The organism is Deinococcus koreensis (assembly GCF_002901445.1).
Taxonomy (GTDB): Bacteria; Deinococcota; Deinococci; order Deinococcales; family Deinococcaceae; genus Deinococcus; species Deinococcus koreensis.
The window spans coordinates 399,261-415,884 of record NZ_PPPD01000002.1; the positions used below are offsets into that span (position 1 = coordinate 399,261).

Below are 16,624 nucleotides of genomic sequence, written 5' to 3' on the forward strand. Positions count from 1 at the left end.
CAGGTGATCCAGTCATACCCATTCCGAATGCCACCCATTCCGTGGTCTGAATGCAGTGAGCTCCGCAGGCGAGGAACATCCAGGAAGGAAGTGGGGGTTCTGGAATGGAGCGGCAGGCCGTATGAGGCGCTGCCCGGTCACCGTCTGCTATCACAGAGGCCACGCAAGGAGACCGCCATGCCCAGACCCGACCGCACGCCCTCCACCTGGCACCTCACCCCCGAGCAGCGGCGCACCGTGCTGGGCCGGCGGCTCTCGGAGCTGCGCGCCTGGAAAGACCGTGCCTCCCACGACCTGAGTGGGTGGACGTTCACCTTCCCCGGCGACGCCCCGCGGCCCCTGCGGCTGGGCGAGGCGTGGCCGCGCATCGACCCGGCGGTGGCGGGCGGCCCGGTGCGGCTGGAGACGACCTTCACCGTGCCGGCGGGCTTCGGGGACGCCGAATTGGAGCTGGACGTGGGCGGCGAGGGGCTGGTGCGCCTGTCCACGGGCGGGGCGGGCGGCCTGAACCCGCACCACCGGCGCTTCGCGGTGGACGCGCGGGCCGGTGATCCGGTCACGGTGACCGTCGAGGCGGTGCCCAAGGGCCTGTTCGGTACCCACCACGCCGGCGCCGGGCTGCGCGTGGCGCGGCTGGCCCTGCCCGAGCCCGACGTGACCGCGCTGGCCGACGATCTGGAGGCGCTGCTGGGGGTGGCCGCCGGGCTGGAGGAGGAGCGCGTGGCGCCGCACCTGCTGAGCGCCGCCGAGGACGCGCTGGCGGGACTGCCGTGGACATCGGCGCCGGGCGCCTACCTGGGCCGCCCGGAGGCCGCCGTGGGCGCGGATATGGGCGGGCTCTGGAACTCGCCGCCGCCGACGGACGCGCTGCCGCTGGCCGCGGAGATCCTGGCCGGGGTGCGCGCCGCGCGGGCCGCCCTGCACGCCCGCCTGGACGCCCTGCGCGCCACCTTCCCGCCCGCCGGGGCGCTGGCGCTGAGCGGGCACGCCCACCTCGACCTGGCCTGGCTGTGGCCCATCGCCGAGACCCGGCGCAAGGCCGAGCGCACCTTCGAGACCGTCCTGGGCCTGATGGACGACTTCCCGGACTTCACCTTCAACCAGTCCTCGGCGCAGCTCTACGCCTGGATCGAGGAGGAGCGCCCCGAGCTGTTCGCCCGCATCCGGGAGCGCGTGCGAGAGGGCCGCTGGGAGGCCGTGGGGGGGATGTGGGTGGAGCCCGACTGCACCATGTCCGGCGGCGAGTCGCTGGCCCGGCAGTTGCTGTACGGCCAGCGCTACTTCCAGGAGAAGTTCGGCCGGCGCAGCGCGGTCGCGTGGCTGCCGGACACCTTCGGCTTCACGGGCGCGCTGCCGCAGCTGCTGCTGCAGGGCGGTGTCGACGGCTTTTTCACCACCAAGCTGTCGTGGAACGAGACCACCGCCTTCCCGCACGACCTGTGGTGGTGGGAGGGCCAGGACGGCTCGCGGGTGCTGGCCCACACCTTCAAGAACGACGTGTACGGCGCCGAGGCGCTGGGCAGCTACAACGGCGACATCGCCCCCGCCCACCTGCTGCGCGTGAGCGGCCACGACCGCGCGGCGTCGGCCCCCGGCTGGGCCGGCCGCGCGCCGGAAACCCTGTTCACCTTCGGCCTGGGCGACGGCGCAGGCGGCCCCAGCGCGCCCATGCTGCGGCGCTACGAGCGGCTGCGGGCCTTTCCCGGGATGCCGGCCCTGCGCCACAGCCGGGTGGACGACTTCTTCGGCACGCTGCCGCGCTCGGGGCTGCCAGTCTGGGTGGGTGAGCTGTACTTCCAGCTGCACCGCGGCACCCTGAGCACCCAGGGCCGGGTCAAGAGGGTGCACCGCCAGCTCGAGGCGCGGCTGGTCGAGGCCGACGCCGCGCTGGCGCTCGCCCGCTGGGACGGGCAGGACGTGTCGCGCGCCCACGCCGAGCTGGAGCGGCACTGGAAGACCCACCTGCTGCACGAGTTCCACGACATCCTGCCCGGCAGCTCGATCCGCGAGGTCTACGCCGAGGCCGAGCCGACCCTGCAGGCGGCGCTGCGGGGCGCGACCTGCGTGCGGAACGGCGGCCAGACTGGCCCTGGAGACGGCTTCACGGTCTGGAACGCCTCGCTCTTTCCCCGCCCCCTGCGGGCGCTGCTGCCGGCGGGACTGGCTGGCCTGGAACTGGGAGGCCTGGAGCTCACAGGGCAGCCCGTCGCCACCCAGGACGTGGAGGACGGCACGCTGGTGGTCGCCCCCGAGGTCATGGTGCCGCCGCTGGGAAGCGTGACATTGGAGGCTGGGCGGAGCCGCGCCCCAGCGGAGCCGGGGGTCACCCTGGAGGAGACGCCGGAGGGGGTCTGGCTGGGCAACGCCCTGCTGCGCGTGCTCGTCACGCCGGACGGCCAGCTCTCCCGGCTGGTCACGGCGGGCGGGCGCGAGGCGCTGGGGGCGCAGGGGCACCGGCTCGTCGCCTTCCGCGACCTGCCGCGCGCCTGGGAAGCCTGGGACGTGAACCCGGACACCCAGGACGCCGCGCTGGGCGAGGCGCTGGGCGCGGGCGAGGTCACGGTGCTGGAGCGCGGGCCGCTGCGGGCCTCGGTGCAGGTGAGCACGACCTGGCGCGACTCCACGCTGACCCAGACGATCCGCGTGACCGCCGGCAGCCCGCGGGTGGACATCCACACCCACGCCCGCTGGCAGGAGCGGCGCACGCTGGTCAAGGCCTTCGTGGACGTGAACGCCCGCAGCGAGACGGCCACCTTCGAGACCGCCTTCGGGGCCCAGCGCCGCCCCACCCACCGCAACCAGCCCGCCGACGCGGCGCAGTTCGAGGTGCCCGGCCACCGCTTCGCGGATCTGAGCGAACCCGGCTTCGGCCTGGCGCTGCTGAACGACGGCAAATACGGCCACTCCGCCTACGGCAGTCAGCTGGCGCTGACCCTGCTGCGCGGCTCCCTCTACCCCGACCCCCTGGCCGACGTGGGCGAGCATGAGTTCACCTACAGCCTGCTGCCCCACGGCGGCGACTGGACGCAGGGCGGGGTGCTGGCCGAGGCCACCGACCTGAACAGCCCCCTGGTGGTGAGGGCGGGAGCGGGCCGGACGCCGCCGCCCCCCCTTTCTCTGGAGGGCGTGACGGTCGCGCTGGGCACCCTGAAGCCTGCCGAGGACGGGCAGGGGCTGATCCTGCGCGTCTACGAGCCGTACGGCGCGCGCGGCGACCTGCACCTGGAGACGGGCGAGGGAGTTCAGGTCAGCCGCACGAACCTGCTGGAAGACGAGCTGGAGGGGGCGCCCCTTCTCCCCCGGGACGGCCGCTGGACAGTGCCGGTGCGCCCCTTCGAGGTGCTCAGCTTCCGGCTGCGGAGCGAGACGTCCGGCTGACCCGGCCCGCTCAGGGCGCGTACGAGAGGCGGTAGATCAGGCCGTTGCCGTCCTCGGTCAGGAACAGTGCGCCGTCGGGGGCCACCTGCAGGTCGACCGGGCGGCCGGAGGTGGCAGCGCCGTTCAGGAAGCCGGTCAGGAAGTCGCGGGTCTCGCCGGTCTGCGGATCGACCGTGATCACCTTGTAGCCCGACTTCGGCTCGCGGTTCCACGAACCGTGCAGCGCGACGAACATCTGGTTGCGGTACGCCCCCGGGAAGGCCGTGGCGGTGTAGAAGGCCATCCCCAGCGGCGCGGCGTGCGCGGTGGTGGTGGCGAAGGCCGGCTGGGCCGCGTCGCAGGCGGCCTGATCTTTCCGGCCAAAGTCCTTGTCCCAGACCTGCTTGGCGCCCTTCTGCAGCGGGTAGCAGTAGGGCCAGCCGTAGTTCGCTCCGTCCCTGAGCACGTAGAAGGATTCGGGCGGGATATTGCCGCCGGCCAGGTCGCGGCCGTTCGCGGTGGCGTACAGGGCGCCGCCGAACCATTCCAGGCCCACGGCGTTGCGCAGTCCGGTGGCGTAGGGGCGGCCGTTCTTGCCGTCGGCGTCGTAGACCCACACGGCGGCGCGCTTCGGGTCGCTCTCCTCGCAGACGTTGCAGGTGCTGCCCGCCGCCACGTACATCCGGTCGTCCGGCCCGAAGACCAGCGTGCGCGAGTAGTGCTGCCCCTCCGGCGGCAGATCGACCACCTTCTCCGGGGCGGCCGTGGCCTTCAGGTCGCCGTCCCTGTAGGGAAAGCGCACCACCCCGTCGGTGTTCGCCACGTACAGGTAGCCCCCGTGGAAGGCCAGCCCGTGCGGCTTGTACAGGCCGGCCGCGTAGACCTGCCGGCTGTCCGGCTGGCCGCTGCGGTCACGGTCGGGCAGCACGCTGACCTCGCCCGACTGCGTATCGGACACGAAGAGGTCGCCGTTGGGCGCCAGGGCCATCAGGCGGGGTTTCTTGAAGCCGCTGGCGTAGATCTCGGCGCGGAAGCCGGCGGGCAGCGTCAGGCCCGCGTTCGGCTGGTCGGTCGCGGGCCGCTGGACGATGGCGCACGAGGCGAGGGCGCCGGCGAGCAGGCCGCCCAGCAGGATCAAGCGAGGGCCACGGGGTGAGGTCATGGCTCAGGAGACCCGAGGCAGATGAGGCAGGACGGGCGAACGCCTTAAGGCTGTCTGGGAAAACGTTCCGGCACTTCGGGGGGCCGGAACCCGGCAGGGATCAGGGGGGTCTGGGCGCCCGTGGTTCCAGGCCACGGTCGGCGGCGGGGCTACGCCCTCCGCTCCGTCCGGGCCGCTGGATTCCCCCCGCCACGTCCCCGCTGGCGGCCCTCCGCCCCGTGATTGAGGGGAACCCTCCACCCCGAATGCCGGAAACCGTACAACTTCATGCATTGCTCATTCGTCTTCGGGATTAAGCTCCGGTCAGTCACAGACCAACAGCTATCCCGCGCCACGTTTCCCCACGTGCCTGCCTCGCCGCGTGCCCTCACGCGGAACAACCTAAGGAGTCCCCATGCGTAGTCGATTCTCCGGTGGAGCCTGGATCATGGCGGCGTTGTGTCTCGTGCTCGGCACCGCCCTGGCCCAGAGCGCCGGCAACGAAGCCCCGCGCCTGACGCTCAGCTACGGTCAGTTCGGGCTGGTCTATCAGATGTTCTCCATCACCATCGCCACGATGGGCGCGGGCTTCCTCTTCTTCGTGCTGGCCCAGCAGAACCTGGCGCCCCGGTATCGTCCGGCGATGGTCGTCTCGGCCATCGTGGTTGCGGTCGCCTGCTACCACTACTTCCGCATCTTCAACTCGTGGAACGAGTCGTACCGGCTGGTCGGTGAGGTTTATCAGGCGACCGGCGTGCCGTTCAACGACGCCTACCGCTACGCCGACTGGATCCTGACCGTGCCGCTGCTGCTGGTGGAGGCCGTCGCCGTGCTGGCGCTGGCGAGCAACATCGCTTCCGGGATGATCTGGCGCCTGGCCCTGGCGGCCTTCGTGATGATCGCCACGGGCTATCCGGGCGAGATCTCCAGCGACACCGGCACCCGGCTGTTGTGGGGCACCATCAGCACCATTCCCTTCATCTACATCGTCTACACGCTGTTCGTGGAGCTGGGCCGCTCGTTGGAGCGCCAGCCGGCGCGCGTGCAGGTGCTCACCCGCAACCTGCGCCTGCTGCTGTTCGCGTCCTGGGGCTTCTACCCCATCGCCTACCTGCTGCCGCTGCTGCTGGGCGGCGGCCTGAACGCCAGCGGGATCGTGGCCGTGCAGGTCGGCTACAGCCTCGCGGACATCCTCGCCAAGGTCGGCTTTGGCGTGCTGATCTACTTCATCGCGCTGGAGAAGACCGCGCACGACCGGGCGACCGCCGACCCGGCGCTGGGCACCCCCGCCCTGGGCACCGACTGACCAGACCCACCTGGGCCGGCCCGCCCGGGTCGCCTCATCCCCCTCTGCGCCGCTTCCGGGAGACCCCATGACGACCTCACCCCTCCTCTCCTCCGTGTCTGTCGCCGTCCGGCGCTGGCCCGGGCTTGTCGGCGCGCTGCTGATGGCCCTGGTCGGGGCCGCCCTGGCGCTGGACTTCTTCCGCAGCGACCTGCTGGGGCCCCACCTGATCGGCCTGCGGCTGATCTACGCCGGGCTGGCCGTCTTGATCGTCGGATACCTGTGGCTGCTCAGCACGGCGCCGGTCGGCACGGTGCAGGTGAGCACAGCGCCTCGGAACTAGCCCGACGACTCCGCAGGCGTCCGGCTCCCTGCCAGACGCCTGTGTGCTGCTGTGGCCGCCAGACGGTGGCCGGGGCCCGCGCGACCCGGCTACACTCGGGGAGAGAAGGGTGGAGACTCCAGTCTCCTGCGCCACCGGCCTGGGGGCCAGACGGTGGCCCCTGCGGGGTCATCCTTGATCGTGATTGCCATCTGTACCTTCCGGCGGCCCGAGGCCCTGAGCCGGCTGCTGGATCACCTGAACACCACCGCCCCCGTGCTGGAGGGCCGCGCCCGGGTGCTGGTGGTGGACAACGACCCGGCCGCCTCGGCCCGGGAGGCTGTGCATGGCCGCGAGCTGACCTTCGCCCACGAACCCCGGCCCGGCGTCGCCCACGCCCGCAACCGCGCGCTGGCCGAGGCCCGCCGCCTGGGCGCCGCGTGGCTGGCCTTCCTCGACGACGATGAACTGCCCACAGAAGGCTGGCTGGACGCCCTGCTGGGAACGCAGCGCGAGCATCCGGCAGACGTGGTGGCGGGCCCGGTGGTCGCGCAGCTGAGTCCTGAACTCGAATGGGCGCGGCCCTACCTGACCCGGCGCCGTTACCCGTCGGGCACGCCCGTGTCCTACTGGGGCGCGGGCAACGTGCTGCTGCGGCTGGACGCCCTGGAGAGGGTCGGAGAGTTCTCGCCCGCCTATTCGTCGGGCGGCGAGGACACCCATCTCAGTGCGCGCTGTGCCCGCGCCGGACTGCGGATGGTCTGGTGCGACGAGGCGCTGGTCTCTGAACCCACCGACGCCAGCCGCGCCAACCCCGAGTGGCTGATCGGCCGCTCCCGGCTGGCCGGCGAGATCATCGCCCGGGTCGAGCGCGAACTAGGCGCGTCTCTGCTGCGCCGCCGGATCAACGGCCTGTTCCGCATCGTCGCCGGTACCCTGGCCCTGCCCGTCGCCCGGCTCGTGGGCCGGGGGCTCAAGGTCGAGATCTTCCGCGCGCGCGGGGAGGGGATGTTGCGGGGCTGAGGACGTCTTCCGGCCTCGCCGCGTAGTCTGGTGGCCGAGACCGGCCAAGTCGAGCCTCTGCCGCCATACAGATTCCGTTGATCTCCGTACCATCCGGGAAGGTGCTACTGATCCATGCGTAAATGAGTAGCATAGGGAGTGACGATTTCCTTTTGGCGGCCTAGCCATCTCACGCGTGCCCAACAGGAAGAACGGCGTCTGGCCGCCCAGTCCGCCCTCACCGACCCCAACCGCACAACCCGCGACCTGGCCCAGCAGTTCGGCGTGGCCGAGGTCACCATCCGAGCGTGGCGTGCTCGGCTGCGGCGCGATGGCGCGGACGCGCTGCGCGCGTCCCGCGCCACCGGTCGACCACAGCATCTGACCGCCGCGCAACAGGACGAGATCGGAGCCATGATCGACGGTGACCCCCGGTCGCACGGCTTTGAAACCAGCGGCTGGACAATTCCGAAGATTCGCCATGTGATCGGCGTGACCTACGGCGTGTGGCTCGATCGGGCGCACCTCTCCCGGATCCTCCGACGCTGGGGATTCACGTATCAGCGGCCCGCCCTGCGGGCCGTGGAACGCCACGAAGACGACATCGCTACGTGGGTTCGTGTCCAGCGGGAGGCCTTGGGGAAAAAAAATCGCTGAGGGCGCGACCGTGGTGTTTCTGGACGAAAGCGGCTTCAGTCTGAAAACGACGAAGGTTCGCACCTGGGGCCGGTGTGGGCAGACACCCATCATCCCCACCAAGCTCCGCTGGGAACATCTCTCCGTGATCGGGGCCATCACGACAGGGGGACAGTTCCTGCACCACACGCACCGCGGCGCGGTGCGTTCACCCGGCGTCGTGACGTTCCTGGAACATGTGCTGCGCCATGTCGACGGCGAGGTGATCGTGGTGCTCGATCGCGCCATGATCCACCGGTCGAAGGCGGTGCAGGCGTTCGTGCAGGTGCACGAACGCCTGTCGTTGCTCTACCTGCCGCCGTATGCGCCGGAATTGAACCCCATCGAATTGATCTGGGCCGATCTCAAACGGAATGTGGTGGGGAATTTCTGCGCGATGTCGGTGGGCGAATTGAAGAAGCGGCTGGCGGTAGGCTGGCAGCGCATCCGGCGCAAGGCCCTGCCCCTTGCGTTCATTCGTGGAACGCCCTTTTCTGCCTCGCTACTGACTTAAGCACGGATCAGTAGATGTTCCTCCAATTCCAGGGGATCCGTCCTTTCTCTCCCTCCAGTCGGGTTCACCCCGTTCCAGGTCACGGGCTGAACCGGAGGCCCTCTCAGGCTCTCGTCTTCGCCGGCAGGAGCCTGCTCCCCTTCCTTTCTTCTGTCCTGTCGAGCCGCTGGGCTGAAGTTCTCTGTCCAGTCGGCACTCCGCTGGGCTAAAGAGTGTGTCTGCCCTCCGTCCTGTTCTGCTCACGGCCCCGTGTAACCTCTCTTACAGTCACGGGGAGGGTTAGTGAGCGCATACTCACTTATGGCCCGCCCCCGGCAGATCACCGACGAACAGATTGTGGACGCTGCGAGGAGCGCCTTTCTGGAACAGGGGTTCGGGGCCACCACCGCCGAGATCGCCCGCCGGGCCGGGGTGTCGGAGGGCACCCTCTTCAAGAGATTTACCAGCAAGGAGGAACTGTTCGAGGTCGCGGTCGGCCTGCGCGACTACGGGCAGTGGCGCGCGGCCCTGCTCGGCCTGGTCGGTCAGGGCGAGGTGCGCCGCAATCTGGAAACCACCGCCCTGGCGATCCTCAACGAGTCCGGGCAGCTGATGCCCAATCTGGTCGCCATGTTCTCGCGCGGCTACGACCCCAGCCACAACCCGATGCTGGATCGCCTGGACGACCCCGTGCGCCGCGACGCCGACGTGCTGGCCGAGTACCTGCGCGCCGAGACCCGGCTGGGCCGCCTGCGCCCGCACGACGTGGACGTGACCGCCCTGACGCTGATGGGCGCGCTGACCCACTACATCCACCGCGAGCACATGCTGCCGCCCCAGGGCCGCGAGGTGCTGGACGACGGCCGGATGGTACGCGGGCTGCTCGACGTCCTGTGGCCCGGCCTGGCCCCCTGAGCGGCGCGCCCCTCCCGGCCCGCCGCGGAACCGACCCAGTCCCCGGCGCGTATTCCCCCTTCGTAAGTAAGTGCCCACTCGTTATCCCCACCCCACCGAGGTCGCCTGCCATGCCCCGAGCCCGTCTGTCCCGCCCCGTCTCCACCCTGCTGAGCCTGGCCCTGCTTCTCGGGCCCGCCGCCGCGCAGACCGCCCCCCCGGCCCCGGTCACCAGCCCGGCTCAGCCCACCCCAGCCCCGGCCAGCCCAGCTCAGCCCGCCGCCGAGCCCGCCTCCCTGACCCCCCTGCTCGAAGCGCTGCGGCGCTCGCCCGGCTGGCGGTCGGCCGACCTGAGCTACCGGGCGGCGCAGCTGGCCCTGGACAGCGCGCGCACCCGCGCCGGACTCTCGCTCACCGCCGGCGCCGACGGGGGCCTGACCCGGCTGCCCTGGGACACCGGGCAGTGGCAGGGCAACGCCAGCGTCACGCTGGGCGCCACCCTCAGCGTGCTGCCCTGGGCGCCCGCCCTGGAAGGGGTGCGGAGTGCTCAGCGCGCGCTCGACGCGGCGGCGGTGGAGCTGCGGAACTCGCGCGCCACGCTGACCACGCAGCTGCTGGAGGCCTACGCCAACGCCCGGTCGGCTGCCGACGCGCTGGCCCTGGCCGACGCCCAGCTCTCGCTGAGTGCCCGGCTGCTGGAGGTGGCCCGCGCCCAGCGCGCCCAGGGTCTGCTCACCCAGGAGGCCCTGCTGGAGCGTCAGGGCGCGCTGGAGGGTGCCCAGGCGGGGCAGGCCCGCGCGGCGCGCGGCGTGGCCCTGGCCGCTCAGGCGGTCGCCCGCGTGCTGGGCACGCCGGTCACGCTGCCGGCGCGCGCCGCCGAGTTCGCGCCGCTGCCCGACACCCAGCCGGGGCAGGATCTGGCCGCCCTGCTGGCGCGTGCCGACGGGCGCCGCCCCGAGGTCGCCCGCGCCCGCGCCTCGCTGGCCGACGCCCAGGCGAACCTCTCGGCCACCACGCTCGACGCCCGGCTGCCGGATCTCAGCGCCAGCGTGCGCGCCGGGCAGCTCAGCGACGGCCAGGGCGGCAGCGGCCGGATCCTGAGCGGCAGCCTGAACGTCAAGACCGGCGTGCTGGGCGCGCAGCTCAGCGTACCCCTGCGCGACACCAGCGCGGTGCCCAGCGGCGTTTCGCTGTCGCTCAGCGCCTCCATCCCGATTCTGGGGGGCGGCAAGGGCACGGCGCTGGCCCAGGCGCAGCTCGGCGTGACCCAGGCGCAGCTCGGGCTGGACAGCGCGCGGCAGAGCGTGGAGCTGGACGTCCGCACCCGTCTGGGCGCCCTGCAGGACGAGCAGGGAGCGCTGCCGGCGGCCCAGACCGCCGTGACGGGCGCCCAGACCGCCCTGGACAGCGCGCGCGCCCGCCTGGAGGCGGGGCTGGGCACCGCGCTGGACGCCCTGCAGGCCGAGGTGGGGCTGCTGCAGGCCACCCAGGCCCTGGGCGCCCAGCAGCGCGGCGCCGCGCTCGCCGCCCTGAAACTCGCCGCCGCCACCGCCGACCTCGACGCGCTGCTCACCACCCCTGCCCCCCTGCCCACCAGTCCCGCGCCCGCCGGAGGCCGACCATGAATTCCATGCTGACCCGCACCACCCTGACCCTGCTCCTCGCCTTGACCGTCTCCGGCGCCGCTGCCCAGTCTGCTGCCCAAGGCGCGACCCGCCTGACGCTCGCGGAGGCCGTGAGCCGCGCCCTGACCAGCGGCGTGGACGTCACCACCGCCCGCGCGAACCTGCAGAAGGCCCAGGCGAACCTGAAGTCCGTGCGCGCCGACCCCACCAGCGTGATCACTACCCTGACCCCGGCCGAGCAGGACGTGGCCCTGCAGACTGCCACCCTGGAGGGCACCCGCCTGAACGTGGTGCAGGCGGTCGTGACCCAGTACCTCACGGCCTACGAGACCGCCGAGCGCGTCACGCTGAACGCGGCGCAGGTCGCGCTGGACGAGCGCAGCCTGACCATCGCCCGGGCCCGGCTGGCCGCGCGGGTCGCCACGGCGCTCGACGTCAGCCGCGCCCAGAACTCGCTGAACACCAACCGCCAGGAGCTGCAGAGCGCCCGCGACGGGCTCCCGGTGCAGGAGGCGGGGCTGGCCCGGCTGCTGAACCTGCCCGCCGGCACCAACCTGACCCTGGCTGCGCCCCCCGCCCCGCCCAGACTCGGCGCCTCCCTGGCGACCCTGCAGTCCGGGCTGAACACCCGCCTGCCCACGCTGGTGCAGGCGGCCAACGGCGCCGGCCTCGCGGCCCTGCAGGTGCGGCTGGCCGACAACGACTACACCCCGGCGCGCACCCTGCAGGACGCCCGGGTGGCCGCCCAGAACGCCCAGCGCAGCCTGGACGACGCCTCGCGCGCCGCCCTGACCACCGTGCGCGACGCCTACCGCACCGCCCAGGACGCCCAGGAGCGGGTGGCCCTGGCCCGCGAGAGCCAGGCCAACGCCCAGACCAGCCTGACCCAGGCGCAGGCCCGCCTGAGGGCCGGCACCGCCGCCGCCGTGGACGTGCAGCAGGCCCAGGTGCAGGCCCAGCAGGCGGCCTTCAGCGTGACGCAGGCCGTGAACGGCGTGTGGCGCGCGCTCTCGGGGCTGGGCGCGGCCTCCGGGGTGGACGTGACGGGGCTGGCGAGATGAGACCGGGACACGCCGTTCTGCTGAGTGCCGCCCTGGGGCTGGGGCTTTCCGGCTGCACCCGGCCCGGCGGGAGCGCCCAGCAGCCCGGGGAAACGCCGGCCGCCCGCAGCGCGCCCGCAGGCAACGACCTCGACGCCGCGCCCGCCAAGTCCACCACGCTGGACGTGGGGGTGGTCACCGCGCGCCAGGGCACCCTGAACGTGCAGCGCAGCGCCAGCGCCATCATCCAGGCCCAGCGCGACAGTCATGTGGCGGCCCAGAGCGGCGGCAACGTCCAGGCCGTGCTGGCGGACGAGGGCGAGCGGGTCGGCCAGGGGGCGGTGGTCGTGCAGCTCGACGACACCCAGCAGCGTCAGGCCCTGGAGAACGCCCGGCTGCAGCTCCAGCAGGCGCAGATCACGCTGGATCAGACGCGCTCCACGACCTCGCAGGCCACGGGCGCGCTGCAGGCGTCGGTCACGTCCGCGCAGGCCAGCCTGTCGCAGGCGCAGCAGGGCGCGCAGAGTGCCGAGTCGCTGTACCGCCTGGGCGGCATCAGCCTGTCCGACCTGCAGGCAGCGCGCGCCACGCTGGCCCAGGCCCAGAGCGCGCTGGCGCAGGCGCGCAACTCGCTGGAGCAGAACGGCCGCAGCGCCCAGAGTTCCGTGCCCCTGCAGCTCTCGCAGCTGCAGAGCGCCCAGGCCAGCGTGCGGCAGGCCGAGGAAAACCTGGCCCGCACGGCGGTGCGCGCGCCCTTCGCCGGCACCGTGGCGAGCATCGACGTCGAGGTCGGGGAGTTCGCCGCCCAGGGCTCGCCCGTCTTCCGGCTGGTCGATCCGGGCTCCATCCGCGTGAAGTTCAGCGTGCCCTCGGCCGACGCCGGGGCGCTGAATGAGGGCAGCACGCTGAACCTGGGCTACGGCGGCCGGAACTACGTGGCCACGGTGGTCGGCAGCCCCGGCATCGCGGGCGAGAACCGTCTGGTGCCCATCACCGCGCGCGTGCAGGGCGGCGAGACCCTGCCGGTGGGCGGCGCCGCGCAGGCCCGCTACCGCAACACGCTGGGCTCGGGGCTGCTCATTCCCAGCCCGGCCGTGCAGACCGACGGCGGCGAGAACTCGGTCTACGTGGCCGCGGGCGGCGTGGCCCAGCGCACCCCCGTGACCGTCGTGGCCGAGAGCGGCGGTCAGGTGGCCGTGCGCGGCCTGAGCGCCGGGCAGCAGGTCATCACGCCGGTGCCTGCCAGCCTGCAAGACGGCACGCGCATCCGCATTGACCCTTCTCCTACGGGCAGCGCGGCCCGTGACCGCGCCGCAGGAAGTTCCCCATGAGCACCCACGACCCGGAAGACTTCAAGACCCAGCCCGGCGCGACCCTGCCCGACGGCACGCCCGAGCCGCCCGTCCACCCCATCGTGCGCTTCTCGGTGAAGAACTACGTGTTCTCCATCGGCATCTTCGTGATGCTGGTACTCGTCGGGCTGGTCTCGACCTTCCGGCTGGGCGTGGAGCTGCTGCCCAACTTCGAGGTGCCGATCCTGGCGGTCAGTACGGCCTACCCCGGCGCCAACCCCGATCAGGTCGACCGCGAGGTCAGCCGCCGCATCGAGGACTCGGTCAGCACGCTGGCGGGCGTGGTGGACATCAACACCACGTCGGTGAGCAACCAGTCGGCGGTGGTGATCACCTTCTCCGACGACACCAACATCGACTCGGCCGCCAACTCGGTCTCGCAGGCGGTGGCGGCCATCCGGGGCGCCCTGCCGGACGGCTCCGAGGCGCCGGTCGTGCAGAAGTTCGACCCCAACGCCACCCCGATCCTGACCCTGGCCCTGCTGGGCGGCAGCGCCCCGCCGAGCGACGTGACCACCTTCGCCGAGGATGTCCTGGTGCCCCGGCTCGAGCGCGTCGAGGGCGTGGCCGACGTCTCGCTGACCGGCGGCCCCGAGCGTCAGGTGCAGGTGCTGCTCGATCCGGCCCGGCTGCAGGCCTACAACCTGACCCCCGCCCGCGTGACGGGGGCCATCGGCGCCAGCGCCCTCGACCTGCCCGCCGGCACGGTCGAGGGCGCCGGCACGCAGACGCAGTTCTCGACCCGCAACACCCCGCGCTCGGCGGCCGACGTCGCGCGCATCACCGTGGACGCCGGCACCGGCCTGCAGGTCTCGGACGTGGCGAGCGTGCGCGACGGGGCGGCCAGTGCCAGCTCCCTGGCGCGCGTGAACGGCCAGCCGGCGGTGCTGCTCTCGGTGCGCAAGGGCTCCGGCACCAACTCGGTGGCCGTGACCGACAACGTGCGCGCCGCCATGGAAGCGCAGCGCCTGCCCGCCGGCTACTCCCTCTCGCTCGCCAGCGACACCACCCGCGAGACCCGCGCGACGGTGAGCGACACCTTCAAGGAATTCCTGATCGCCATCGCGGCGGTGGGCGTGATCTGCCTGCTGTTCCTGGGCCGCCTGAACACGGTCTTCGCGGTGGTACTGGCCATCCCCATCTCGATCTCGGCGGCGCCGCTGCTGTTCGGCGTGCTAGGCTTCACCTTCAACATCATCTCGCTGCTCGCCATCATCGTGGCCATCGGCATCGTGGTGGACGACTCGATCGTGGTGGCCGAGAACGTCCAGCGCTACCGCGACCTGGGCTACGGCCAGGTGCGCAGCGTCCTGCTCGGCGGCTCCGAGGTCTTCTCAGCCGTGACCGCCGCCAGCTTCTCGCTGCTCGCCGTGCTGCTGCCCCTGAGCTTCATGCCGGGCATCCTGGGCCAGTTCTTCAGCCAGTTCGGCCTGGGCATCGCGGCGGCGATCATGCTGTCGTGGCTCGAGAGCCTGCTCTTCCTCACGGTCCGCATGGCGTACACCCGCGACCCCGAGCCGATCTCGTGGGCGCAGGTGCCGGCGGTGTTCGGCCGCTACCCCGAGCTGCTGCGCCGCGCCCTGACCGGCGTCAGGACGCCGCTGGGCGTGATCGGCCTGGCGCTCGCGGGCGCCGCCGTGACCGTGGGCCTCGCGCGCGGGGCGGGGCTGGCCCTGCCGGTCGCGCTGGGCCTGGCGGTGCTGCTCGCGCCGCTGGTGCTGTCGGTCGTGCGTTACCTCCTGACCGTGCTGTACGCAGTCCTGGAGGCCCTGACCGGCACCCTGCACGGCTACACCAACCGCGCGGTGCAGGGCGTGGCGCGCTCGTACGCCCGGGGCCTGAACCGCGCGCTGAACCGGCCCTGGATCGTCATGCTGGTCGCCGCCGCGTTCCTGCTCAGCGCCGGTCTGGCCGTGCGCGGCGTGGGCTTCGCGTTCACGCCGCAGACCGACTCCGGCTCGCTGAACGTCGATCTGGAGCTGCCGGTGGGTACCGACCTGGCGACCACCAACCGCCTGACCCGGCAGATCGAGGAAAACCTGCTGGCCCGGCCGGAGGTGCGCCTGGTGCAGACCTCGGTGGGCTCGGGCGGCGCGCTGGGAGGCACGACCTCGAACACCGCCAGCCTGACCGTGACCCTGCTGGGCAAGGAGGAGCGGCCGCCCATCGACACCCTGGTCGCCCGCTACCTGAAAGACCTCCAGCCGGTGGCCCGCCAGATCCCCGGCACCGAGCTGCTGGTCGCCTCCGAGCAGGGCGGCCCCGGCGGCAGCGCCGACCTCTCGCTGGCCCTGACCGCGCCCAACCAGGCGCTGCTGATCGAGCGCAACCGGCAGGTCGTGGCCCTGCTGCGGCAGGATCCCAACATCCGCACGCTGGAGAGCTCCCTGAGCGCCACCCGCCAGGAACGCACCTTCGTGCCCGACACCACCAAGCTCGCGGGCACCGGCCTGAGCGCCTCCGACATCGCCCAGGCGCTGCGCACCTACAACGACGGCTCGGTGGCCGGCTCCGTGCGCGACGGCGACCGCTCGGTGGACATCGTGGTCAGGCTCGACCCCTCGCTCATCAGCGGCGAGCAGAGCCTGCTGTCGCAGACGGTGTACTCGCAGACGCTGGGCGCCAACCTGAGCCTCTCGCAGCTCGGGGCCTTCCAGGTCGCCCAGGCGCCCGCGACCCTGAGCCGCCTGAACAAGGCGTACACCTCGACCCTGGACATCAACCTGATCGACGGCGGCCCGAACCCCTTCGCGTACCAGCGCGAGATCGTGTCGCGCGTCGAGAAGGCCGGGCTGCTCGCGGGCGGCGTGACCCTGGGGAACTCCAGCGCCTTCGGCTCTGCCGGACTGACGGGCGACCTGGTCTTCTACGGCCCGGTGCTGATGGTCGTGGCGATCCTGCTGACCTACCTCGTGCTGGGCAGCCAGTTCAACTCCTTCCGCTACCCCATCTACCTGCTGCTGCCGGTGCCGCTGGCGATCGTGGGGGCGCTGTGGACGCTCAACCTGTTCGGGGTGAACCTCGACGTGATCACGGTGCTGGGCATGGTGATCCTGCTCGGGCTCTCGACCAAGAACTCGATCCTGTACCTGGAATTCGTGACCGAGCGCGCCCGCGTGCTGCCCCTGCGCGAGGCGCTGCTGGAGGCGGCCGAACTGCGTTTCCGCCCGATCCTGATGACCACCCTGACGGTGCTGGTGATCTCCGTGCCGCTGATCCTGGGTCAGGGCGACGGCGCCGAGTTCCGCCGGGGCCTGGGCATCGTGATCCTGGGCGGGGTGATCACGAGCACGCTGCTCACCTTCTTCGTCGTGCCCACGGTGTTCTGGCAGTTCGAGCGCCGGCGGCAGACGCGCAAGCCCGAAGGGGAAGGCCTGCCGACGGGAGCGCTGACACCGGGAGACTGAGGGGAGGGCGCGCTCAACTCACCATAGACGT

11 protein-coding genes are annotated in these 16,624 nt (G+C 72.1%); 10 read left to right on the top strand and 1 reads right to left on the bottom strand.

The genetic code is table 11. The features are described from left to right. The first annotated feature begins 177 nt into the window (after positions 1–177). Positions 178–3,378, top strand: a complete 3,201-nt coding sequence (locus tag CVO96_RS18235) for an alpha-mannosidase (protein WP_133161848.1) — start codon at positions 178–180, stop codon at positions 3,376–3,378. Between the two features lie 10 nt (positions 3,379–3,388). On the opposite strand, the gene CVO96_RS18240 is transcribed toward CVO96_RS18235, so the two are convergent. Beyond that, entirely contained in the window at positions 3,389–4,519 is a 1,131-nt protein-coding gene (locus CVO96_RS18240; protein WP_103313863.1) for a PQQ-dependent sugar dehydrogenase, read from the bottom strand. Positions 4,520–4,913: 394 nt separating this feature from the next. On the opposite strand from CVO96_RS18240, the gene CVO96_RS18245 reads away from it, so the two are divergent. The 9 genes from CVO96_RS18245 (at position 4,914) to CVO96_RS18285 (ending at position 16,593) form a co-directional block, all read left to right on the top strand. Next, complete coding sequence (locus tag CVO96_RS18245) at positions 4,914–5,804, top strand: bacteriorhodopsin-like (protein WP_243398500.1); 891 nt, start codon at positions 4,914–4,916, stop codon at positions 5,802–5,804. A gap of 67 nt (positions 5,805–5,871) precedes the next feature. Further along, the gene (locus CVO96_RS18250) at positions 5,872–6,126 is read left to right on the top strand and encodes a hypothetical protein (protein WP_133161849.1); all 255 of its coding nucleotides are present in this window, start codon (positions 5,872–5,874) and stop codon (positions 6,124–6,126) included. A gap of 180 nt (positions 6,127–6,306) precedes the next feature. Beyond that, complete coding sequence (locus CVO96_RS18255; RefSeq protein WP_165795427.1) at positions 6,307–7,128, top strand: glycosyltransferase family 2 protein; 822 nt, start codon at positions 6,307–6,309, stop codon at positions 7,126–7,128. Positions 7,129–7,272: 144 nt separating this feature from the next. Beyond that, a protein-coding gene (locus CVO96_RS18260; RefSeq protein ID WP_243398507.1) for an IS630 family transposase occupies positions 7,273–8,296 on the top strand; the annotation gives its coding sequence in 2 pieces (ribosomal slippage) (positions 7,273–7,746 and positions 7,748–8,296; 1,023 coding nt in all). Between the two features lie 300 nt (positions 8,297–8,596). Beyond that, on the top strand, positions 8,597–9,190 hold the full coding sequence (locus CVO96_RS18265) for a TetR/AcrR family transcriptional regulator (RefSeq protein WP_103313867.1): 594 nt from the start codon (positions 8,597–8,599) through the stop codon (positions 9,188–9,190). 110 nt (positions 9,191–9,300) lie between these two features. Then, positions 9,301–10,794: a TolC family protein gene (locus CVO96_RS18270; protein ID WP_103313868.1), complete on the top strand. Its 1,494-nt coding sequence runs from the start codon at positions 9,301–9,303 to the stop codon at positions 10,792–10,794. Further along, on the top strand, positions 10,791–11,855 hold the full coding sequence (locus tag CVO96_RS18275; RefSeq protein ID WP_341476189.1) for a TolC family protein: 1,065 nt from the start codon (positions 10,791–10,793) through the stop codon (positions 11,853–11,855). The genes CVO96_RS18270 and CVO96_RS18275 overlap by 4 nt, the downstream gene beginning before the upstream one ends. Continuing rightward, positions 11,852–13,165, top strand: coding sequence for an efflux RND transporter periplasmic adaptor subunit (locus tag CVO96_RS18280; RefSeq protein ID WP_103313869.1), 1,314 nt, complete (start codon positions 11,852–11,854; stop codon positions 13,163–13,165). The genes CVO96_RS18275 and CVO96_RS18280 overlap by 4 nt, the downstream gene beginning before the upstream one ends. After that, positions 13,162–16,593 (top strand): efflux RND transporter permease subunit, encoded by a 3,432-nt coding sequence (locus CVO96_RS18285; RefSeq protein WP_103313870.1) that lies wholly within the window; start codon positions 13,162–13,164, stop codon positions 16,591–16,593. Before CVO96_RS18280 ends, CVO96_RS18285 begins: the two co-directional genes overlap by 4 nt. Positions 16,594–16,624: the final 31 nt, after the last annotated feature.